The sequence below is a fragment of the Sphingobacteriaceae bacterium GW460-11-11-14-LB5 genome (assembly GCA_002151545.1).
Lineage (GTDB): Bacteria > Bacteroidota > Bacteroidia > Sphingobacteriales > Sphingobacteriaceae > Pedobacter.
In genome coordinates this window covers 5939658-5964077 of record CP021237.1, presented here as the reverse complement: position 1 = coordinate 5964077, position 24420 = coordinate 5939658, and the positions used below count along the sequence as shown (strand labels likewise).

At 38.8% G+C, this 24420-nt stretch carries 20 protein-coding genes and 1 tRNA gene; 4 read left to right on the top strand and 17 right to left on the bottom strand.

Annotated elements, in window-relative coordinates:
• Window positions 1-116 precede the first annotated feature (116 nt).
• The 4 genes from CA265_24495 to CA265_24480 all read left to right on the top strand — a co-directional run bounded on the left by CA265_24495 (window position 117) and on the right by CA265_24480 (window position 3366).
• On the top strand, window positions 117-731 hold the full coding sequence (locus CA265_24495) for a hypothetical protein (GenBank protein ID ARS42650.1): 615 nt from the start codon (window positions 117-119) through the stop codon (window positions 729-731).
• A 158-nt stretch (window positions 732-889) separates the two neighbouring features.
• Window positions 890-1303 (top strand): glyoxalase/bleomycin resistance/extradiol dioxygenase family protein, encoded by a 414-nt coding sequence (locus CA265_24490; protein ARS42649.1) that lies wholly within the window; start codon window positions 890-892, stop codon window positions 1301-1303.
• 339 nt (window positions 1304-1642) lie between these two features.
• The gene (locus CA265_24485) at window positions 1643-2302 is read left to right on the top strand and encodes a hypothetical protein (protein ARS42648.1); all 660 of its coding nucleotides are present in this window, start codon (window positions 1643-1645) and stop codon (window positions 2300-2302) included.
• A 467-nt stretch (window positions 2303-2769) separates the two neighbouring features.
• Window positions 2770-3366 (top strand): hypothetical protein, encoded by a 597-nt coding sequence (locus tag CA265_24480; GenBank protein ARS42647.1) that lies wholly within the window; start codon window positions 2770-2772, stop codon window positions 3364-3366.
• Between the two features lie 200 nt (window positions 3367-3566).
• Here the strand turns inward: CA265_24480 and CA265_24475 are convergent, their stop codons facing one another.
• The 17 genes from CA265_24475 to CA265_24395 form a co-directional block, all read right to left on the bottom strand.
• Window positions 3567-4484: a hypothetical protein gene (locus CA265_24475; protein ID ARS42646.1), complete on the bottom strand. Its 918-nt coding sequence runs from the start codon at window positions 4482-4484 to the stop codon at window positions 3567-3569.
• Between the two features lie 150 nt (window positions 4485-4634).
• Window positions 4635-5870 (bottom strand): hypothetical protein, encoded by a 1236-nt coding sequence (locus CA265_24470; GenBank protein ID ARS42645.1) that lies wholly within the window; start codon window positions 5868-5870, stop codon window positions 4635-4637.
• A gap of 34 nt (window positions 5871-5904) precedes the next feature.
• Complete coding sequence (locus tag CA265_24465) at window positions 5905-6375, bottom strand: hypothetical protein (protein ID ARS42644.1); 471 nt, start codon at window positions 6373-6375, stop codon at window positions 5905-5907.
• An 11-nt stretch (window positions 6376-6386) separates the two neighbouring features.
• On the bottom strand, window positions 6387-8765 hold the full coding sequence (locus CA265_24460) for a TonB-dependent receptor (GenBank protein ARS43114.1): 2379 nt from the start codon (window positions 8763-8765) through the stop codon (window positions 6387-6389).
• A gap of 143 nt (window positions 8766-8908) precedes the next feature.
• Entirely contained in the window at window positions 8909-9274 is a 366-nt protein-coding gene (locus tag CA265_24455; protein ID ARS42643.1) for a hypothetical protein, read from the bottom strand.
• 372 nt (window positions 9275-9646) lie between these two features.
• Complete coding sequence (locus CA265_24450) at window positions 9647-9952, bottom strand: hypothetical protein (GenBank protein ARS42642.1); 306 nt, start codon at window positions 9950-9952, stop codon at window positions 9647-9649.
• Window position 9953: 1 nt separating this feature from the next.
• A complete protein-coding gene (locus CA265_24445) occupies window positions 9954-10190 on the bottom strand; it encodes a hypothetical protein (protein ARS42641.1) in 237 nt (78 codons plus the stop codon).
• A gap of 31 nt (window positions 10191-10221) precedes the next feature.
• Window positions 10222-11271: a hypothetical protein gene (locus tag CA265_24440; protein ID ARS42640.1), complete on the bottom strand. Its 1050-nt coding sequence runs from the start codon at window positions 11269-11271 to the stop codon at window positions 10222-10224.
• A 10-nt stretch (window positions 11272-11281) separates the two neighbouring features.
• Window positions 11282-13180, bottom strand: coding sequence for a hypothetical protein (locus tag CA265_24435; protein ID ARS42639.1), 1899 nt, complete (start codon window positions 13178-13180; stop codon window positions 11282-11284).
• 199 nt (window positions 13181-13379) lie between these two features.
• A complete protein-coding gene (locus CA265_24430) occupies window positions 13380-13997 on the bottom strand; it encodes a hypothetical protein (protein ARS42638.1) in 618 nt (205 codons plus the stop codon).
• 532 nt (window positions 13998-14529) lie between these two features.
• A tRNA-Asn gene (locus tag CA265_24425) sits at window positions 14530-14603 on the bottom strand.
• A 195-nt stretch (window positions 14604-14798) separates the two neighbouring features.
• Complete coding sequence (locus CA265_24420; protein ARS42637.1) at window positions 14799-16367, bottom strand: SusD/RagB family nutrient-binding outer membrane lipoprotein; 1569 nt, start codon at window positions 16365-16367, stop codon at window positions 14799-14801.
• 10 nt (window positions 16368-16377) lie between these two features.
• A complete protein-coding gene (locus CA265_24415; GenBank protein ID ARS42636.1) occupies window positions 16378-19605 on the bottom strand; it encodes a SusC/RagA family TonB-linked outer membrane protein in 3228 nt (1075 codons plus the stop codon).
• 104 nt (window positions 19606-19709) lie between these two features.
• Entirely contained in the window at window positions 19710-20870 is a 1161-nt protein-coding gene (locus CA265_24410) for an FAD-dependent oxidoreductase (protein ARS42635.1), read from the bottom strand.
• A 181-nt stretch (window positions 20871-21051) separates the two neighbouring features.
• Complete coding sequence (locus CA265_24405) at window positions 21052-22371, bottom strand: hypothetical protein (protein ID ARS42634.1); 1320 nt, start codon at window positions 22369-22371, stop codon at window positions 21052-21054.
• A gap of 260 nt (window positions 22372-22631) precedes the next feature.
• On the bottom strand, window positions 22632-23522 hold the full coding sequence (locus tag CA265_24400; GenBank protein ID ARS42633.1) for an alkaline phosphatase: 891 nt from the start codon (window positions 23520-23522) through the stop codon (window positions 22632-22634).
• 172 nt (window positions 23523-23694) lie between these two features.
• A complete protein-coding gene (locus CA265_24395) occupies window positions 23695-24264 on the bottom strand; it encodes an XRE family transcriptional regulator (GenBank protein ID ARS42632.1) in 570 nt (189 codons plus the stop codon).
• Window positions 24265-24420: the final 156 nt, after the last annotated feature.

Sequence of the window (24420 nt, the reverse complement as noted above, 5' to 3'; positions counted from 1 at the left end):
AAAACGGGTATTTAAAAAAGACTGGTAGCAAATGGCACAAAATGATCATTCTCTTGTAGCGTATACTGATATCTTTACGTTTTATGAGGAACCATTAATCTAAAAAACCACTCACTATGAAAAACCTACTTTTTCTTTTTGTAGCCTTTGCACTTGTTTCCTGTAAAAAATCGGAAAGATACGGTCCGCTGAACTTAAAAAACGGACAAGAGGTCGAACTACTTGTAAGCCCTCGTTATGCTGCTGATAATGATTTGCTTTTAAAGCTGCCGGGCAATGTAGATGCTGGCGCTTCCTTATCGGGTTTTGATGAAAGAGAACCTGGTTATTCTTACCGCGTTAAAGCCCGATTCAACCGCGATAAAGAGCCACTTCAAGACGGACCTGAATACTACTTTATTTTCGAAAAAATCCTTAGCAAAGAGCAGTATAAAGGAAGTGAATCTTTCACTGTGCAACTCATTACCAATTACGCTGTTGGCGGGCCAAATATCAGGCTAAGCAAAACCGGAAACAATTATTACATGATTCCAGATAAGTTACAGCTCACTTATGCAAACAGCACCATACAGAATGAGCTTGAAGAAATATGGCTAAATGCACAGGAAATCCGTGCCAACTGGAAGCAAGGTCAGCGACCAAAATGGAAAGCCATTAAAGCTACCGTTACGCACGATCCGCAGAAGTTTGGAAAGGCCTATCTGGTACAACAGATCCAGTTTATTGATTAACAGAAAATATAAAAGGAGCATGGTCGAAAGGCATGCTCTTTTTGGTTTTACAATGTCTTGTCATCTAAGTCGCGTTTAACCCCTTAACTTGTCGTTTTTACACATGAACACCCAGTTGGCTTTATGATACCTTTGAATAAATTAAATCAGAAAACAATATGGCAACTCAAATTTTTGTGAACCTATCCGTTAGCGACCTTAACAAATCGGTAGAATTTTTCACCAAACTTGGTTATACTTTTAACCCGCAGTTTACCAACGAGAAAGCAACCTGCATGATCATCAGCGATACCATTTACGTGATGTTGCTAACCAAACCCTTTTTCCAGACTTTTACTACAAAAGAAATTGTAGATGCGCACCAGGCCATAGAAACTTCCATTGCTTTATCGGCCGATAGCAAGGATGCCGTTAACGAAATGGTAGATAAAGCTGTAGCTGCCGGCGCCACAATACCCAATCCGGCTACCGATTACGGTTTTATGTACCAACATAGTTTTGATGATCTTGACGGCCACCATTGGGAATATGTATGGATGGATCCAAACGGGGCACCTGAACATCAGGGATAGTGATATTTAAGGTTAATAAAAAGGGCAAGCAACGGAATTTCGTTCTTGCCTTTTTTGTTTTGGGTTATTCTATAATGTGGTCAACAGCCATTGATCCATAGCAGGTAATCGTGGTTAGGTAAATTAACCTGATCTAATTTATCAATTTTGTCTTACGAGACGCTAAGACGATTTATATTAGAAAAAGCCTGATAGGGCTAGCCAGTTTGGAACGAAACAAAAGGGATAATTTACTGAAATACAATATATACTATCTTTTTTATACTGCGCTATGCATTTAATTATTTGTTTTTATACCTTTAAATGAAGAATCTTTTTTTAGTCGCTAATTAAAATATTATGGCAGATCAGGAAGTCATTAAACATGTTAAAAAAACACATAAAATCTTGACCAGCAAAGAGCATAGTTTGTGGCACAAGGTAGGAGAGTTTATTTTAGAAATCATTATAATTGTTTTCGCGCTAAGTTTATCGATATGGTTACATGAATGGAGCGAGCATCGGCACCAGCAAAAGGAAGTCAGGGAATTTATGTCTGATCTTACAATAGAAATAAATAAGATGCTTGGAGAAAAGCAATTAGAAATTAGCGAGTTATCGACTATAGACCAAAAAATTAAAAATATTACGAATACCGACCAAATCACGAAGGTCATCACTGGTAAATATGTATTTTATAACATAAATTCCAGTTTTGAAGGTTTTAAGGCTAGCGGGAAAATCGCCTTCATAGAAGATAGCCACTTACGGAACGAAATTCTAAGATATTATCAGGATTTACTTCCTGCAGTCAATGCAGCTAAAGAGAACCTGGAGGAATCTAAGAAAAAAATTCTGTATGAAATCAATTCACATCCTGAAGGCTTCACCGGGACAAAATTATACCGATATCTCTATAGTGATTATATCATGTCGGTCAATGGGTATACACTTATGACAACATTCTCTATAAAAAAAGGGAAAGAGATCGTAAATCAGATTCAAAAGTTGGAGAAATAAGTTAAATAAAAGAAAATACGTAAACTGATGTGGTGTTGCCTGTAGCAGTATTTGCCGGGCTTCCTTCGGATACGGTGCCTTGCTGGCCTTCCTGAAAGCTTCCATCTCCATCCCGAATCGGTCCATTCTGGTTTTTAGGCAATTTTCTTTAATCTGTAATAAAATGTCTCAACCTAAAATGACAATTCAAGCGACTTATGATGTCGGTTTTTTTTAATATCATTGAAAAAAATTGCCGTATCCAACCAGCCTGACATCACGTATATCAATATAGAAAACATTACCTGCTACGGGACTTTTCTAAAAGAACTATAAATAGAAACTCAAATTAATATCCGCAATATCTGGCCGAATAAATTTACTTTTACCATTGGAGATGGTGATTTGCTTTTTGCAACTAAGACCTATCAGTTTTTTGGAAAACGATTTCCTTTTTTATACCTTATTTTCTAAAGTTTCGGACAAATATGGATACTTATCGCTTCCGTTTTAATAACAGCAAGAAAACTTCAACTATTCTGTTTTGGTTTTTCACCTCCCTGCTCACGATTGCTATTTCAGGAACAACCATCACTTTACTATCAGATCCACGCCCGCTTTTCCCGGCCTGGCTATTGCTGATTTTCGTACCCTTAATGTTAACGGCCCTTTACAAACTTTTTAAAGCGGCCTCGGAAAGGAAGTCGGCTGAAATTATTTCATTCAGCAAAGAAGGTTTTAACAGTTCCTGTTTCGGTAATGTTTTGTTTTCAGAAATACGCGCTATTCGGGTTCCTGTAAGAGAAATTGGGCTAGTGGGAGGACTACAACACGACTATTACAAAAAAACAGATGCCGATATTCCTTACCTGGAATTTTCGATGACTACGCGGGATGGAAAAATGTTAAAGTGGATATTAAACGAATGGGGTGGGCTGTACAATTCAAAAGAAGATTTTTCCACTTTCTTTAACTTTCTAACAGCACTAACCGATCAGCTGCATCAACTTTATCACACTAACGAACCTTATACCAGCTATTTAAAAATTCTTGACGAAAAAGGTTCCTGGGAAAGGCGAGGTTAATGGGTCATCTCACACACTCCCAAACGCAAAGACCCACAAATTTCGTTGTGGGCCATTTTGTAAAATACCGATCGTTAATATTCAATACAGGCTAATTAAAATGTGAGGTTAAAACTGCTCCCAACAGCATTCCTATTAAAAGGGTAATGATCAGCATTAACGTGATTGAAATACCAATAAGGCTGTTTCTCTTTTTCAATTTAATAAACTATCGTAATTGGAATTGATTTATAAATATTGCTGTTATAAGTGTAGTTTTTGTAAAGAATCACTAAATTATACTTTCCAGATTCCCATGCCTTTTCCCCGGTAATCGGATTGGGCATTGGTTCATTGCCGTCTTTTTCTGCCCCTATGGTGATTGTTTCGCCACCATACACGCCATTGATTTGCCTCAGCGTAGCTATTTTAGAGGCACTTGGAAGGCCTTTATGTTCGACTTTAGAAATTATAATCACTTTGCTGAAATCAAGCTTATCGATAGATTCTGGAAAATAATTTGCTTTTCTTTTGATGAGCACCGTGTATAATATGCCATCACCCTTTATTTCACTTACCTGGGCATGGGCTGTAAATTCATCCCCTTTTTTAAAAATAAGTTCCTGCTCTACAAAGGTATCCATATAGTAAATGACGTTGCCATTTCTCGAAAAAATATCCCGCCCAATTTTTGGGTCAACGGGCATATTTGCCGCGTCGATGATGGTGAAGTCTTCTTTTATTTCGAGCTTTGTTCCGTTTTCATCCCATACGATAAAGTAAAAATCATACTTGCCTTCAGGCGCTTCGGCCGGAATGGTGAAATGCTTGTGTACATTGGTATTTTTTGCACCATTATATTGTGTCCATGCCAGTTCAAATTTCCAGGTGGCGGTATAGGTTTGTCCTGTTTTTTGCAGTATTTTAATCTCTACCCCTTTAATTTTGTCGCCGGCAACCACATCTGCATTTAAGTGGAAATCTCTTCCGCGTATGGCCTGTTTATTGTTGGCCGTACCTATTTCTACATTGGTAGCCGTTGGCGCAAGTATTTCAGGTTCATTGTCTTTTTTACAGCTTGTTGCAAAAATGCTTAGCAAGCCAAAAAGAATAAGCGTTTTTAATGGATTATTTTTCATTTTAAAGGTTTAAAAAGGATATCCAAAAGCTCATCATTTCCGAAGGTTAGAGATGCCTGTCAGTTTTGTTAACAAACCGATTTCTCCCTTTTCTTTACCCAAATAATGCAGTTTATGACCATGCTTTTGAATATCCTTATATTTTAATGATTAATGTTCAGTGCTATTCTCGAAACCCAAAAGTGTAAGTCTTACCGGTCTTGAGGTAACTTTGTGTTTAATCACTTTCGAGAAATCAGTTAAATCTATTTGTTGCACTTCGCCGGCACCTGGAACAGCTACATAGGCATATCTAGCCGTAGCTTCTAAAACTGGTTTATAAGTATCGGTTGTTGCAACGGCACTTATTGCAGCGCCTTCTTTTTTAAGGCTGCCTGAAGTTAAATCGTAAATTCTCAGTTTGCCATCAAGCGTTAGCACCAATAAATTTTTGCCGGCATAATCTATCTTGCATTGAAAAGCATCTGCGCCGGCGTAAATTGGTGTGATTCGATTAGCCGTGAGGTCTATTAAGTAGGCGCCTTTGGTCGCTACATAACCAATAAACTTTTTAGCGTTTTCTGCATATAAAATCGTGGCCAGGCGAAATGCACCAAAACCATCCGGATTTGGAATAACACGCTGTGTACCATTTTGCGCCACCACTAAAACACCGCCAGCAGTTGCCGCCGAAGAGGTGAAAGCGCCAAATACTGCATTTTGCCCATCGCTGGCATTACCGTGTATATTTCCAACCTCCTGCGTAGCGGCATGAACCAATGTTCCGTTTTTATCTGTAACAATTACCCTGGTTGGAGAAGCGCCAGCAGTTGCCGTAGCAGTAATGGCATAATTACCATTGGTAAATTGAGCCATTGCACCATGATGTGGTAATAAACCCGCATTAATGGTTTTAAATTTTGCGTTGGCGGTGTTGAAATCTGCATCGTTGCCCACGCTTAATGTTCCTTCACCATCATTAAAGATTAAGGATTCCGTTCCTTTACTTTTAAAATGGGTTGGTTTAATGCCATTAGCGGTAATAGCAGCCCATTTGGCAATACCATCCACATCAACATGATCGTCATGAGATTGCAAACCGCTATCAAAAACTTCTACCAGATTTTGTGCACCATACAACACGGCAGCATAACGTCCAGAGGCTGTTGCATAAATATTGGCTAAAGGGTATTTACCGATGAACGTAGATGTTTTAGCTGTAAAAGGATCTATTTGGGTTAACGTTGTCGATGTTTCATCACTGACCAGTACGCGTACAAATTTTTGTTCCTTTGCCGTAACTCCTGGTTCTGGTTCTGGCGTATTGTTGTCTTTTTTACAAGCTGAGAAACTTAGCGCAAGCAAGAAAAATAATGAAGCGGTTTTAAGTTTGTTTTTAGTGTTCATTTTTTTTTGTGTTTTAAAATAAATTGATGATTTGTTAATTGATTTTGATGCTTAATCCCTTAAGCGTTTGCCATCCGGTTTTATCGGTCAGGCGAATTAAGAAATGATAGTCTCCTGCATCCACATCTGCAGGCACAGTTACTTCTTGCGCCATTTCATATGTTTTTTGCCCTGATGGTATTGGAAAGTCCTTGATCAGCAGGAATGGCTTTACCGGTTGCTTTACTGCCCCCAAATTGCATTCGTTCACTTCTGTACTGTGATTGTGGTGATCGAAATTGTGGTGCACGTCGATACTTACCGAGCCGAGCTCAACATTATCGTTCAGTTTTGCTTTGAAAATGAATTTTTCACCTCGTTTAATAACAGCACATTGTTGAGGAAAGGCCGATCCGGTTACATCAATTGTTGGGTATTCGGTATCGATTTCTTCATTGCCTTTTTTACAGGCAGATAACACAAGGATGAAGCTTAAAAAGAGCAATGGCAATTGTTGTTTTTTCATGGTTTTAATGATTAATGATGATGGAAATTGAAAGGCATTTTCACGGTCAGGACGAAATTTCTACCTTGTTCCGGTAAACCGATTAAGCGGTAAAAACTGGTGTGATTGAGGTATCTGGTGTTGAATACATTTTGCAATTGCGCATTAATATTCAGCGGATATTGCCCGATTTGAAGCTTTGCGCCAGCCTGCAGATTGAACAAGCTGTAACCTGCTGTTTTCCGCTCTGGTGGAACAATGTTATTTTGCCTGGCCGTAAGGCGATAATCCAGCGAGAAATAAGCATCAGCGCTCCCAAGAAACTTTTGTGGCGCATAGGTTACATTGAACAATGCAGAGGCCGGCGGGGAAAAAGGCAGGGTGTATCCTTTTTTATCCCCGGATAATTGCTCAGCATATAAGTACTCGGCCAATAACTCCGTGCTCCACTGTTTGCTGAACTGATATTTAACCTGCGTTTCGCCACCATAGCGCATGACTTCACTTTGCGCATATTCGAAAACCTGATTACCCGCACCGTAGAAATAATCATGTGCCGATGTGGGATTTAAATAAATGTAATTGGGGAAATAATTGAAGAATGGGCTCAACTTGACCGACCATTTCCCTGTAGTAAATGCCACTGAAAAATCAGCCTGATAAGATTGCTCCGGATTTAAATTTGGATCGCCTTTTTCATAACTGAAATAATGGTAATTCACACCATTGGCGCCTAATTCCTTTGCGATAGGCATGCGAAAACTCTTTCCAACATTTGCTTTAAACTCCAGCAGGTCTAAGTTGTAATTGAGGCCCAGCGACCATACCAGGCTGTTGAAATTCCTCGTTAAATCATTTGCTCTTATTAGTTGCATCATACTGCCACTATTGGTTTCGGAGCTAAACCAATCGCTGTACCTGAACAGATCAAGCTTCGCTAAATCATACCTTACTGCGCCATGAAGCAGTAATTTATCGCTCACTTTCCACTTATCATAAGCATATACACCCAAACTTTTTTGCTGAAATGCGGGCACTAAAAAACTCCAGCCATTAATCAGATTATCCTGCAATTCGCCATTCAGGCCAAGCTGTAAGAGATGCTTGCCCAGCGTGATCTGATCTTTTGCATTGAACGAATAAACCTGTTTATCAAATTCCCTTTCCAAATCAATCGGAATGGTCATTGTGGCCGGATAAACAGCTGGCATAAAGCCGTGATTAACATAGTGATTGTACTCCTGACGGAAATTATGCTGATAACCCAATTCGAACTCAACTGCATGCCTGTTTAAAGAAAAAGCTGTTCTGTTAATGATCTTAAAATGATTTACTTTTTGGTAAGGCATCAATAGATCACGATCGCTCGCATCATGCAAATCGGCATCAACACGTCTAGGCTCAAGCCCATGGGCATTGGCGAAAAAACCACTTTTGCTAAAAGTATTGCTCAAATAAAAAATGGATTTGAATTTTTCGTTAATATATCCTGTATTAAAATGGATTCCAGTTTCTCTGCCAGCTGTATTCCGGAGGTAGTTTTTGTGTAGGCCAACCGCAAAATCATACACATATAAAGTGTCAGTAGGCACCCGATAGTCGCCATAATTTTGATAGGTAAAGCGGCCGTCGAAAAATAACTTTTCCTTTCGTTGAAATAACCGAACTGAAGTGCCGTACAAGCCATTGTTACTTTTACCAATCAAATTCACCTCGCCACCAAAACTGTTAGGCGCAGGTTGTGCTGGTGCTTTGATATGAATAGCGCCACCTATGGCATCAGCACCATAAGCAAATGATGCGGCACCTTTTATAAGTTCGACCTCTTCAGCCGCAAACTGGTCAATTTCTAATCCGTGATCTGCTCCCCATTGCTGTCCTTCATGTTTTATTCCTTTATCAATGACCACCACCCGGTTAAAGCCCAGGCCGCGTATTAAAGGTTTAGATTGCCCCGAACCAATACCAATGGTTTTGATCCCTGGTAACCGCTGCAGTGTATTCATTAAACTTCCACCCAAATTGCGTTGAATAAAATCAGCTTTAACGACTTCTACATTTAACGATTCCGATCTGCGGCGCTCCGTTCCGGCATTGTTTTTTATCGTCACTTCGTTCAGCAAATACGAATGTGGCTGTAATTTTAAAACCAATTGCATCGCTTTTCCGTTGACCACAATCTTATTTTTAACGCGGTGGAAACCCATGGCATTTACCTGTAACTCGTATGCTCCATTGGCAAGCTGAAAAGAAAACTTGCCCTGAGCATCACTGATTGCAAAAACATGAGTATTGCTTAATTTGACGGTTATACCTTCAAGTGCCTGATGAGTACCATCGGTAACCACGCCATATACGGTGTAGGTTTGAGCAAATAAACCGTGGCAAAAAAATGTGCTAAATAATAGCATCATTATTTTCTTCATAGAAAAATCGATACGCTAACGCGAATTTTTGGGCAAACCGAAATCAATCAATCAGCCGCCGGTAAAAACTGGATATGGGAATTTGTTTGCCACTAAGGGGCATAAGAAGGCAAGGAATGGCCTTGTTTTTAAGAATTTAAAATGGGCGGACCTTTATTGGTAAAGCCCTGTAAAGTAAATTTATAACATCCAATATAATACCTGCCTGCAAACGCTGCAGCAGATTTTACCGGAAGGGTAAATTCGAAATGATGAACATTTAAAATTGGTACCGAGTGATGGTGTGCTAAATAGTCGCAGACCGCACAACTTTTAACCAGTTTCTGAATAGAGGTTTGATGATGGTGTTGTTGACCTGGTGAATCCTGGTGATGATGATGGAAAATCTGCAAAAAAGATGTGCCTACAAAAAGTATAATCAACCAAAGGGCTAAAATACTTTTCACATATTGTTGATATGTAGCTTGCTTTCTCAAATCGCAACAAAATTGCATTAATAAATTTAGTAATGCAAACTAAGTTGATGTTTTTTTCTCGTCCGACATCGATATAAAATAAAAAAAGCCTTACCACGATATGGTAGGGCTTTAAATCTGCTCCCTGCGCCTGCGCTCAGGATAAACTTCTCGCCCGGCCCCAAACGCAAAAAACCCACAACTTTAGTTGCGGGTTTTGGCTCCCGAAGCTATTTACTTTTCTAGAAACCTGCTCGATGATCTTACGAGAATTTCAAGAATTGATGAAAATTATTTGGAATAATGTACCGATTTAAGCAGAGCATTAACAAATTTTAAAAACTGGATGCTGTTTTTTAGAGTTTATAAAGCTTGCTAGAATAATTTCAGTATTAATCCATAGTTTTTAGCCTATTTGAATTTGACTCCATTTCTGGTCTGAACTATAGTATTACAAACCTTATATCCATTTTTCTTAATATAATTAGCTAAATTGACCGACGCTCTGTAGATTTCGGATCCCGGTTTAGGCATAACTTCAGCCGAAAAAATCCCGTCAGTAACTAGCTCGTCTTGAAAACCATCATTGCTTTTGTAAATAGCATAATTAGCTAATTCCATATTATCATCCTTAGTTACAACAGATCGTATATAGGTTTTATCCTTTCTATGAATAAAAAGTAAAGTCAACTTCTTGGCTGGTTCAAATATAGACATGTTATGATTTTTTAGCGGGAATATATGCCTCATACCATGCACTTTCATTAATATCGGCATCATGAGTTTTAACTACAGACCTCACTTCTGGCTCACCTACCTTATAACCATCGTTATTGATGAGTTGAATAATAATTTCTTCACCATTTATAAAATCGTCAGTTGGTGACCCTTGAAAAGGAATTAATACTGGAACTGCTGTAATTGAAGAGTCTGTTTTAATGTTAATAGTTTTCATTTTGCTTAGTTAAGTTTTTGAAAGAAGAAGATTAAAAAGGGACATCATCAGGCTCAGCCAAATTGTTTGCTAAGAAATCTTTATTCATAATTTCCGTAAGGAATTGTTTTGCTTTATAATCCTCCCATATTACTTGATCCTTACTTCTAAGCTTCAAAATGTTTGCGATATTTTGACGTGCATCTTCAATTTGTATTTCAAATAAAGGGGCAACGTTTAAAATTCTTAATTCACTTCGAGCATTTAAAGCCTGCGATAAAATATTATTCACATAATCATCTGCATAAGAATACCCAATCACAACGATTAATTTTGCCTCATTCAAACAAGCTTCTCGTAGTTTTGATGAATAGTAGAAATATGGATCGACGGACGTCATTTTGTGCTGAATTCCGAAAATCAATTCAGGATTTTGCTCCTGCCGATCACTTTTCATCAGCTTGTTACCGTCAGTATACCAATCTATAGAACCATGAAGTTTATAAAGGTTATAACTCTTCTCATGGTTATTTTCGAAATTTGAATAATGCCATTCATTTGTACCCTTAGTAAATCCCAATTCAATTTCCTTTTCCCTGCCGACAATTGTTTCAAAACAAAGGTCATAATTTAGAGTAAATGCTTTAATTAAGGTTCCAACTTCTCCTGCCAAAGTACTAAAGGAAGTAAAATAACTGGCCTGATCATAGTTTCTAAGACCTACCCATTCATTCAATTGTTTGCGTATAAGTTTTTTAAACTTAGAAATATTGTCGAAATTCAAGCCGGCCAAGTCTAGGAGTCTTATATTCCAAGTACCAATAAAAGGGTACATTATATTCCGTTCCCTCTCTTCTATTTGAGAAATGACCACCAACAATCTTTCTACATTAAATGGCTCATCAAATTTTCCCATTATCCCGTCAGAATACTGAATGCTACTCCTTAAATAAAAATATAAGTCTTTGTATGGCTTCCAATCTGCATCTCCCCGAACTAGAGACTCAATTTCTTCTACCATCTTATTAGAAATTGGTATCCCTGCTTCCAGGCTAACCCCAGCTCCAAAAAGAAATATTAAATCTTCACCTTTTATTTCCATAATTATTTACTTAAAGAAACCAAGGTCTTTCATTAGAGAGTATTTTTTCATCATAACCCTCAATATCTTCAAAAGCTTTGGTGTAGTTTGCTATCAGTTGTGAATAATAGATAGAAATAGGTACAGATTTCGCATTAAATCCTCGCCAGTTTGCACCAGAAAGATTTAAAACATCCTGTAAGTACTTCCGTTCATCTATGTTATTTGTATTTGGTAAATTTAAAAACTCTATGTGCACTGGATTGCCAAGTCGTTTATCGACAATTTCTTTCCCAAAAAGCAGCCCTTCAAACCATACTAAATATTGTCGTTGAGACAATTTAACAAAGCTACTCTCGTAAGGTACAAAGGTATTGTGTGCGCTATATCCGAAAAATTTATTGTCAAGATTGATCTTTATAACAATAAACTCCATTGTTGTGACCTGTTGGATTGCCTTAGATAGTGCGTCGATTTCTTTTCGTTTTATTTTGAATGGTAGATGCAAAACACAAGATGTATAGGTACTATATTTTTCGTCGTTTAGCATGGTCACCAAATTTTTCTGCAGTTTGTCCAAATAATGTTCATGTTCTGCCTCATCTGCAAGTACTTCTAAGCTCTTATAGAGCCCGCTGGAATCTAAACACACACTATAAGCAAAGAATTTACTGATTTTTTTTGTTTCAGGATCAATTTTGTGAGAACTGCCTATTCCCAATATCAAACAGTTGGCATTACTCGGCTTAACTATCCAAGGTATTCCTCCTAATTTTGAAAAAATCGCCAATGCAACATTCGAGGTTGACCATTTTAAAGAGTTTTTCTCACCTAAAGAACGATAATTAACTACTTGAAGTGGTATGTCTTCCTTAATGAAGTTGTATTTCAAATAGTAGTAATTAGCCGAAGTTGCTACTTTGTTATCCAAATCGTGGTCTTCAATATAAATCCCAATAACGTTTGCATTTTCTCCATTATATTGTTTGACCTCATTTACAACTTTGGATAATTCGGAGTGACTATTATTGGATAAGCTAATCTGTTTTACATTCTCCAAGCCAAATTTAATCTTAAACATAGATTCGAATCCTGAAAAAGTTCCTGGATTTAATTTTCCGATAAGGCTTAAATAAAGTTGGTTGGCAAAGGATTTGAACCGCTCTTCAAAAATAAATACAAAGATTACTTGATCGTCAATTCTTTTATAAGGGCCATAATTTCTTATACCCTGAAATTGTGAATAAGCAGATTTATTAACATTGAATAGATATTCTTTCTTATTCAAAAGAAAGCTAGGGACATCGTTAAGTTTATCTGAAATATTGATTTTAGCTCCCCCAATATTTAAAGTGCTCCAAGTACCATAGGAAAGTCTAATAAAAGATTGTATCAAATGGTATTTTTCAGAATAATAGTTCTTGTTACTACGGTAATGATCATCTAGGCTCAGACTTAACCGTTGAACCTGTTTATTAAACTGGGTGCTTTCATTTTTGATAAATTTGAAATCTATAAGAAACCCGAATTTTTTTTGCTCTTCCAAATAATAGGGAGTAAGAAATACTACTCTATTACCTTCAGGAAATTCTTCAATAATAAACTCAACTTGTTCTTCAGTAAATCGCTTATAATGATTATACGTGTATGGACAAAAGGTACTGTCGAGTGTTTCTAGTAATTTCAGCAATAGGAATTTTTTCGTTAAGCCTAAAAAATCGGCTGAATTTACTTCATGTTCTACAAACCCATCTTTGGGCTTAAAAGATATGTTATAATTTACTTTTGTGGGATTTCCATCAGTTTCAACGAACGGATATCTCATCTCTGATTTATCCAACTTTTCTTCTTCCTCTGGAAGTTTTCTGTAAACTGTATAATCAAACGAATTATTATCTAACGGAAGAAAGTTTAACTTGATATTTGCCATTATATTGCAGAATCAATTATTATTTAATGAGTTTTAATTTAATTGTTAAAAATCATATATCAACTTGCAATATAATTATTATTTATCTCATTAATCAAAAGTTAAAACACTTATTGCCCGCAAGGGCCGCCTGAAATTTTGGGCAACGCAAAGCACTAAGAACAATAGTTCTTAGTGCCTATTTAATTATTCATTACTACTAATTCAAGGCATTCACACCAATTTGTGCAAATTCATTGCACAAATCAAATGTAGTCTGTGCCTTTCCGAATGCATTACCTGCCATAATGGATTTAAATTTTGTTTCAGTGTCTTTATAATTTTTCACGTTCTGAAAATACCCCGTAACCCCATTATAAGCACCAAATAAAGTGCCTTTTGTGGTTTCCATGTGTTGGGTAGGGCTTGTGGCGGTATATTCCAAAACATTATCTACCATATTGGTAAACACACTAGAAAATTCGTCCTTTTTTCCTGTTTGCAAATTCTGCAAAGTTTCCTTATTCGGAGCCATCGCAATCTGCACCAATTTTTTAACCTGCTTATCGGTAATCCTTACTTTTGACCATTGGTTAAAAACCCCCTCCATTTCTTTTGCCAACAGATTTGTAATGCCCAACAGTTTATGTGCTTCTTTTAGCCTATCGTGTGCGCTTGCTGTATGGCGTATTTTGATTGCATTGCTCCGATTTCTCAAAGCGGCATTCAATGTGTTTTGGCAACAAATCCTAATCGGTGTAAATGATGCGGTAATGCTTCCAAAGCCATCGTGCGAAGTAGTGAGAAACAAAAACTGTTCTATTAATGCATATTTCAATGAAACTGGTCAATCCATTTCGGGCCAAACTGTACGCGAATTTGATTGCCGGGCGGCTGTCTAAAATGTTCCTTTTCCCTCTGAACAAAAACAGGCCTCGACTTCAAATATCCTTCTTCCTGGCAGCAACCAGATTCATCTAATTCAGGTTCACATCCAACCTATCTTTTTAGATCAACAATGGATCTTTAATAAAAAATCATTGCAGAATTCCACCTAAAAGACGCGCCACAGCATCCAAACCCCACCAGACAGATCGAAGATTGCATCTAGCAGTAATTTAACGCCTGAGCCTTTTATTTGGCCTGAACTTATAAAATTAAATGGGTTTACTGAGTGAAGAAATTCTGATCCAAAGATCAGCGCCGTCAGTTTGGTCCGAAACAGCTCGTCAGTTTGCAGCGAAATAGGGTGTCAGCATAAATGCGAAACGCGTGTACACTTTTGCCGAAATACGCAGTATAGGTTTGGGTCCATAAAAACCTTTAAAAATAAAAAAGCCTTACAACGGTGTTGTAAGGCTTTCAATCTGCTCCCTCTGCTGGGCTCGAACCAGCGACCCTCTGATTAACAGTCAGATGCTCTAACCAGCTGAGCTAAGAAGGAGTACTGGTCGTTTCCTAAAACGAGGTTTATTTACACTTTGCAGTTAAATACCCTTGTTCGTTTTGGGAGTGCAATATTAGCGCTTTTAAACTATTTATGCAAAAATTAATTCAATTATTGTTTAAGAAAACGATCCTCCATTTGCAACGGAGGATCGTTTCGTATATTTCAAACTGAATATCAGACCATTACCAATTAGGGTTTAACAATCCAAGGCGCCAGGTTAATATCGTCAATTCCGCTATATTGGCGAAGTAGAGCCTGTTTTAGGTTTTCGCCGTTGGTCGTTCTTTCTATAGTAGGGTACTGAAAACGTTTCGGAATCCTTTGGCTGTTACCTGTACCCGGCCCTACCAGGAATTCGGGTATGCCTGTTCTGCGGTACTGATAATAAGCTTCGAAACCCGAATTACGAAAAAACGCCAGGTATTTTTGGGTTAGGATTTGTGTTAAACCCGCAGCCGTATTGCCTGCATACTTGATAACAGGCTGTGCATAATAATCCGTCTCGAAAGTGAAGTTTACATTGTAAGTTTCAAATTCGCCTAGCTTACCGTCCTTTTTCAAAAAGGTTACCACATTGCTGCCATCTTTAATTCCGTAAAAAGCAATAGATGCCTGGATGCCTTTTTTATACCAGCTTTCGGCATCGCCAGTTGCCCAGCCACGGTTAATGCCTTCGGCTTTAATAAAACAGAGCTCTGGATAAGAAATGATAAAGGTATTTTCGGCAGTATAACCGCTGTAATACCGGTTACGACCAATAAGCGAATACAATCCTTTCTGTACTTTATCCAGCATCACCCCCTGATCTTCGCCAGAGCTTGCGCCGATAAAATTGCGGTAATCGGTAATGGCATAGCCATTGGCTTCGGCTATTCCTCTTGCTGGTTCGGCAACCATATAGGCTCTTGGGTCTTTATAACCCGAAAGTGTATTTAAATAAGTACCAGCCATGTTATAACGCAAAGCATCGTTACCAAAGTTATCCTTGTTGTTTGGGTATTTGTTAAAACTTTCGTTGTACACAAACTGCAGGTTATCGGCCATGCTATCCATTACCGGGTATTTGCCTGCATTACCCAATACCGCAGCAAACTGTTGTTTAACCTGCAAATCGGCATCGTCTACTTTGGCACTCAACTGGATCAGGGTTCTTAATTTAAAGGTATTCACTACCTTTTGCCAGGCAATCAGGTCATTTTTAAGGTAGATATCGCCTTTTAATTCCTTGTTGCCCGCTGCAATTAAAGCGGTTAAATCGGTGTTCGATTCTTCTAACCAGGTTAAGGATTGTTTAAAAATATCTTTTTGGGTATCGTACTTTGGAGTCAGGTTAGCGAAACCTTTTAAAGCTTCCATCATCGGTAGATCGCCTACTTTCAAACTCATTTTCACAAAGAAATAGGCTTTAAAGAATTTAGCCAAAGCCAGGTAAGGTTTAGCTACTGCACCACCTAAACGATTGGCTTCTTCTTCCATTTTAACCACATTTTTTAAAGTAGTGTAATCTAAAGTAGCACCTGTCCAATCGTAGTTATTGTTGGCATAATAGAAATAATTGGCCGCCGTGTATTGGTTCCATCTTTCCGAGCCCGAAAAAGGGGCTTCATACATGTCGAACAAAATACCGTTCAACAATAAGTTCGGCGGAACGGTTTCGGCCTGGTTTGGATTTTTAAAATTTTCTTCAAATTCTTTCTTACATCCGCCGCAAACAGCAACGATGATGAAGAGGAACAGGATTTTATATATTGATTTCATGTTCTAGCGATTAAAAAGTAATATTAAGGTTAAAGCCTACACTTCGTGTAGTTGGTGTTTGTAACGTAGAGGTACCTTCTCTACCCGAATACTGATCTACATCCACATCATTATAGGTAGAATTGATAAAGTACAACAGGTTACGTCCTACTACCGAAATATTGGCCGATTTGATAAATGTGCGCTCCAATAACTTTTTAGGTAACTGGTAACCAAAGGTTACTTCGCGTAATTTGGCGTAGGTACGGCTCATCATGGTATTTTCTTTGGCACCATAAAAAACACCCAGATAATCTTGTAATAACTGAGGTGTGGTGTTTGGTGTAAAAGACAGGTCGCCGTAGTTGGTAATTACACCTGTAACCGGATCGAAGTTAAGTTTACCGCCATTGGCAATAACCACCCCATCGCCTACCCAGGTACCTTTGTAAGCTGGATCGTTTACACGCAGGTAATCCTGGTATCTGGCCTCACCCATTTTACCCTGAATGGTTTCGATCTGACGACCGCCCTGAAACGATTTTAACCTCACGTAATCTTGCATTACCCCACCCACTTTACCATCTAACTGGAAGCTGAAAGAGAAATTCTCATACCTGAATTTATTACCAATACTCCATACCCAGTTTGGATCGGCGTGCCCTAACAATTGATTCACCGGCAATGAGATTGGTGTTCCGCTTGAAGTATGGATTACCTGTCCGCCTGGTGTTTTAGCTAAAACAGAACCATAGATATTATCGATACGGTCGCCGGTTTTAAAGAACTGATCAACCGATGTTTCGCCAGGGGCAAGTTCTTTGTAAATTTGTTTGTAGGTCGACCAGTTGATCATTACGTCCCAGCCAAATTTATCGGTCAGAATTGGTGCGCCCGACAAACTTAACTCCACACCACTGTTTTGCGTTTTACGGCCGTTAATGGTATTGGTCTGGTAACCTGTAGCTGCTGAGATATTTTGTCTGATAATTTTCGGTCCATCGATATACCTGAAATAAGTGGCTTCGAAACCTAACCTGTTTTTAAGAAATTTCAGGTCGATACCCCCTTCGTAATTGGTTCTGCTCTGCGCTTTTACTGCATTCAGATCGATCAGGTTATTGGTATAATAGGCGCCTGTTTGATTATTATAGGTTGGTCTGATGCTATATGGAGAAGAAAGGCCATATCCAGGACCACCATATGACGAAGTGTATTCTGCACCATAACCGAGCGGATAAGTTTGTAATGGCGTCGCCCCAATAAATTCCTGCGTACCCAAACCCGGATCTTTAACGTTTGCATACGATGCCCTTACTTTTGCAAATGAAATAAAAGCAGGCATTTTTACATAATCGGAAATTACCGAACTTAACGAAACCGAAGGATAGAATGCAGCATTGTTGCCCGGAGCAAGTGCAGAGTTTTTATCTACACGACCTGTGGTATTGATATTCAGGTATTTTTTAAAGCTTAAATCAACCGAATAAAAGGCACTTAGCACCAACATTTGAGAATTGAAATCGAAAGCTTTTACCGGATTTTTAGAGTTCGAAAAGTTATATACATTCGGAACATTTAAATAATCGGTCGTGGTAAAACTCGAATTGTAGCTGAAGTTACGGGCATTACCGCCACCAAAAGCGCTGATCTCCAATATATCGCCAACGTTTTTGTTGTATTTCAAAATCAGCTGGGTATTGTTCTCGAACATGCTGCGGCGGTCTTCCCTGTAATCACCTAAACCTTCTTCACGTCCGTACGGGTGGGCAGAAAATGGCATTTTCTCGGTTCTTAACTGATCGTAGGTCGAAATTTGTGTTTTTAACAAAACGTCCAGCCCTTTGCTTACATTATAGTTTAATGAAGCATAACCGTTAATATCGTTCTTTTTATGTCCGCGCAACCATTCGTACGACATAAAATAAGGATTATGGTAACGCTGGTATTCTGCATAGATAGACTGAATGCCTTCTTTGCCTGGCTGCCAGTAGTTTTTCATGTCGTCGATATTCCAGTCGGCACCGCCCCAAAGCGTCATGTTATAAATTACACTGTTCGGGCCATAGTTTACATCCGGTATGTTATCAGAAAACTGACGACTGTAATTGATATAGGCTTCGGCCCTTAATTTCGGGCTGATGTTATAAGAACCACTTACATTAAAATTATTGATATTTAATTGTGTATTCGGTATAATTCCTTTCTGGTAATTATTGGAAATAGAAACCCTTAAATTATACTTATCCGTTGCAGAAGATAAAGCAATATTGTTTGCAGAAAGTAATCCGGTTTGGATGAAACGCTTTAAGTTATCTTTTCCGCGGGCCACCCATGGCGTACCCTGGCGCACGCCGTTTACCACCGGACTATCGTACTGCGGGATTAATTGCCCTTCGAATTTTGGACCCCAGATATCGTAATCGCCATCGTTTAAGCCACCACCTTTTCCATCGCCAAAGGCATAGGCACTGTGCTCACCTGGCCCGTACTCGTCCTGGCTTTTTGGTAAAGCGATAAAACCTTTGTTAAACTGCGTGCTTGAGTTTAGTTCAACTGTAAAACCTTTATCACTTAACTTACCTCTTTTGGTGGTGATTAATAATGCACCATTATAAGCCTGATAACCATATAATGCTGCTGCTGCCGGGCCTTTAAGCACGGTGTAAGTGTCAATATCATCGGGATTGATGTTCCAGGTATCTGAATTGATCGGCACCCCATCTACCACGACTAAATTAACATCGTTACCACGAAGGTAAAGCGATGAGCGGCCCAAAAGCTCTGAAGATACTCCTACAGTTAAACCGGCTACTTTTCCCACCAATCCGTTTACCGGATTCGCTTCCCTGGCTTTTACCAGATCGGCACCTTTTACTTCCTGAATGGCATAACCCAGGTTTCTTTTTTCTTTACGGATACCAAGGGCGGTAACCACCACTTCGTTTAAGTTTTTCGAGTCTGTTTTTAAAGTTATGGTCAGGTTTGCCGCAGTAACCTGAACTTCCTGAGGAAGAAATCCGATTGAACTCAAAACAAGTGTTTCACCTGTTTTGGCATCGAGGCTAAAGCGACCTGATAAATCGGTAGAGGTCGCTCTTTTAGTGCCTTTTACCAGTACACTAACGCCAGGGATTGGCTGTTGTGCATCGTCTTTAACCAGACCAGCAATTTTTGTTTGCGCCCATGTAAAATAAGGCGTGAGGCATAATAGCAGCAAAACTATCATGCACATCTTCATCTTGTAGAGATGTTTCATTTATCTATAATTTTTTAGGTTTTATAGATGCAATGATAAGATGTGCATGTTAGCGTAATGCCAACTTTCAGTTAACAAAAACCTTAGTTTTTGTTTAGTATTTGTTAACTAAATATTTTCTTAATACTTTCTGCAGCATAGCCTGCACTGGCCGTCATTCCTTTGCCACCAATAGCTGTACGGATGTGGATGCGATCATCCAGATCGTATGTTACAATATGTTTTGTGGCGTGCTGCGGATAAAATCCGGCCCAGGTACTTTGCAGTTTGCGGACATCGAAATCGACAATACGGGCTGCTTCTTCCAGCATCAGCTCATTAATGTGATGGCTTAAATCGAAGCCAAGATCGTCGAAATGATTTACATCGGCATACACATGCGAATCGCCAATAATGATCGTATTATCCGCAGCTTTCTTAAACAGGATATGAATGCCCCATTTTTTCAGTTCTTCGTAATGCTCCGGCGTTTTAATGCTTTTAAAAGAAGGGCAATAGTGCTCAAAACTCTCATAACGCCTGGTGGTTAAGCCCGTTAAAATATTCCCTGCTAAAGCTACCTCTGGCATAGGAATACTGCGCATCATTTGCAGTTTACTAACCACAATACCGCTTTCGCTAAACAGTTCGGGATAAAGTAATTTAAATTCGTAACCGTTACAGATAATGGCTTTTTCTGCCGTAAAGCGTTCGGCATTGTTTCTTAAACCAACCTCCACACCAGCACCTTTACTTTCGCAAGCGGTAACCGGACTATTATATTTAAGGGTGTATTGTGCAAACTTATTCTGCATATATTCGTGTAAACGGTGGATCATCTGATCTGGCGCTACACTAATTTCCTGCGGAAAAAAGATGGCTTCTTTGGCGTAAGAAGATTTAATAGCAGGATATTTTTTTAAAACCGCGTCCTGACTAAGCAATTCAGTTTCATAACCAATGGTATCGTAATGTGCCTTCAGCTCGTGGATCAAAGTCTGCTCATCGTTATCTGATGCAATGTACACACTACCATTTTGCTGCACAGAAATATCAAATTCTTGCTGGATAGATTTATAAATATCTAATCCCGCAACACCGTATTCGAACCATTCGGCTTCCATACCCGAGGGCACCACCTGACCAAAATTGCGCACGGTTGCGCCTACCGGGAAATTGTCTTTTTCGAGCTGCAAAACCGATTTGCCCGAAAGTAATGCATGGTAAGCATGGAATGTTCCTAAAATCCCTCCACCAATTACAATAAGATCGAAATGTTTGTTCATTGTTTATTTTTTTGCTGATGCCTAATGTTTTTGATCTATCCAGGCACCAATGTTATTTAATATTTATTTTAACTACGCAATTCTTTAAAATTACACGTCATTCCCGCGCAGGCGGGAATCTTTTTAATATAGATTTCTCGGCTGCGTTACACTCCGCTCGAAATGACGATCAATCTAAGCTTTATTTCCCTGCTAAAACCAACTGCTCCGCTGTCGGCATTTTTTTATTTGTAGCCACTGTTTTCCTTCTGAAATAAATCAATGAGAGCACACTACATATTCCTCCAATTAATGGTATGGCAAACAAACACTGTTTAAAAAAGTACATCCAGCTGGTATTCGTTTCGCCGAACTCATGAAAAAGCAGTATGGAAAAGCTACCTACGTAACCGATGGAATCGGCCACATACATAATAAAACCGATATTGCTTTTATAGTGAAAATTGGCAATCATTCGTTCAAAGAAAATGGCATTATACGGAATATAGGCCATGTATAAGCCCATCCCCAGTAAAGCCATCCAGCTCACTGGCCCAATGTAACCTCTATCGAAAAAGAATGTACTCACCCCGATCAGCAAACAGCCTGAAATAATCATGATATGGATCACGGTGAAGGCTTTAAGGTTATCTTTAATCAGGATCAAAAGCCCCATCATCACCAATACCACCACCGAAATCAGCGTATCAATCTGTGTGTAGATATGGTTGTTATGAATACCCAGACCGTTCCAGATTTCTACTTCGAAATTATCGCGCATATCGCGGATACAGGTAAGCAGCACATAAATGATGATGGTTAAGATAATGCCCGGTAAAAATGTAGTGATAAACTTTCTGCGCTGTTTCGCATCCATGGGCACCCGTTTGGTACGCAACTCCTGATCTTCTTTTGAAGGCGGTGGAATAACCTCCAGGCAAAAAACAAACAGGAACAGCGGAAGCAGGAAAACCAGTCCGGTAAGAAAAGGCATCCAATAATCGCTTACCGAGGCAAAAGACATCAGTGTACGCGCTACCGTTTTAACAAAACCTGAGGCAAATATTAAACTGATCGACATTAATGCGCCCATAAATTCGGTTGTTTTTCTTCCTTCCAGATAACTGAATACCAAGCCCCAGATCATACCCAAAGGGAAACCATTAAGAAAAAGGAATACAATATTGTAGGGTGCAGGTACCAGGGCAAAGCCGAGTAAGGCCAGCCAGGAAAAGAGGATCAGAAAAATGATGCTCCTTGCCCGGTTACTTTTCCCCGATTCGGAAATAAAACGGATACCATAAAACTTACTTAAGGTATAACCTACCATTTGCGCAATAACCAGCCAAACTTTATAATCGATATGCAAAAATTCCTGGTGATCGAAAGTAGCAGAGGCAAAAGCTTTGCGAAAGGCATACATACTGGTATAACAACCAAATGCTGCTATACCACCAAGCACGGTAATTAACCAATAAGGCCAGTTAAGTGCTTTTTTCCGGGCAAGATGGAGTAAACTCATCTTAGTATCTACTTATGTTGTTTAAACCACTGTTTACCTGACCGATACGACTCCGCTCAGCACTAAAACCAGGCATGGCTTGCTGAAAGGCCAGCTCCATCCAATATCCGTCTTTAATTTTTGTGCCCGCCATACCGAACACCACTAATTTGATTGAAATATGCATTTCATTTAAAACACAATGGTAAACATTGTTTATTATTTGTAAACAAAGTCAAGATTATCAAATTGTTAAGCTTTCACCATACAGGGCTTGTATTTTATTTCGTAAAAGCCTCTAACACTGGTCTTCCTCTCCAACTTTGCGGTTGCTGCAAACCCATTAACCAGGCCAGTGTTGCTGCCGTATCGTAGGTAATAATCACATCTTTTAATTCGTGGTTTTTGCGTACACCTGGCCCTGAGATAATCCATGGAATCTGCACTTCATCAAGCGATTTACCGCCATGACCCTTACCCTTACCGCCATGATCGGCAGTAACCAGGATAACGGTTTCATCGGCTATGCCCGCATCGTTAACTGCTTTTACAATTTTACCAATCCGCTGATCCACCAGCTCCAGTTGTTTATAATAAGCGGGCGTACGGTGACCAATTGAATGTCCTGTGCCATCTGGTTCGTCTAAATGCAGGAAGGTAAAATAAGGTTTTTCTTTTTTGATAATCGCAACAGTAGTATCAGTACAAAAATCATCTTTATCATTTCCGCTAACAATGATGTTTACTGCTTCTTTTTCAAATAAGTAGCCAATACCACTCCAGCTATACACAATAGCGGTTTTAGCCTGTTTTTTTTGATCTCTGATTACGCTAAAGATCCCCGGGAACAAACCATAAGATGTTTTAGTAACAGATGGGATTTCGGGAACCTTACTGTCCCATTCGGTATATCCATGTTCGGTTGGTCCGGCGCCCATTAACAAAGAGGCCCAGTTTACCGCACTGGATGATGGCAATACACAGCGTGCCTGCGTGGTCCACGAGCCATTAGCCATTAGCGCTTTAAGATTAGGCATATTCGCCTCCGGCAAAGCGTAGCCGCCAAAACCATCGCAACCAATTAAGATCACGTGTTTAATTTTTTTAGATTGCGCCTGCGCAAATACAACTAAACAAAGTAACACTAAAGTACTTTTCAAAAACTTTTTCATTCGTATATAATTTTAGTTCAATGGTTATGAAGCGATCAGATTTTTCACACCCTGTGTGGTTTGAAAAATTGAGATGGTATCATACTCATAATTTTCTATTACCAAATCTAAGATTGGTTTATAAACGTGAAGATAAAGATTTGTTAAGTATTAATAAACTTTGTTTATTAATTTACTCAAAGAAATAAATAACCAGCATCAGCGCCTTACCATCGCCAACATTAACGGGGGTATGTGAAAGCCTTCCATCGAAAAGCATGGAGTCTCCTTTTTCGAGTATAATTTTCTTTTTCGAAAACTGATATTCTACTTTACCCTCTATCATGTATTTAAACTCGAAGGCTTCCGTTTTCACCATTGGCCGATGCGCATTTACTTCGAGCTCGAGCAGCACAAAATCGGCAGTAGAAAATTTGATATTCTTGGTTAAAATACGCGAATAGTTAAAACCTAAGGCCTGCTCCTTTTCGAATTTCTGGTACTGATCTTTTCGTTTCACCAGAACAGGGGCGTCTTTTTTATGAAAATTAATGTCCTTAAAAAAGCTGTTCAGATCGATCTGCAAACTTTTAATAATATCCATTAATACCATTAAAGATGGAATAGTCCGGCTATTTTCGATTTGAGAGATCAGGCCTTTGCTTACCTCAGCTTTATCTGCAAGCTCCTGAACGGTAATACCCAGCTCTTTACGTCTTTCTTTAATTTTAAGGCTAATCTGTAAAAGAATTTCTTCTTGCATATGCTAAAATCGTGTTAATAACGCTAATGTATTATTTTATTCCTACAATCTAAATCAACAATCGCATAAGTTACGTATTAACATTTTTTTTAAACCGGTTATCAAAACAAATCGCCGCCTTTTTTTGTGGCGGCGATAGCAAAAATTTAACGGTAA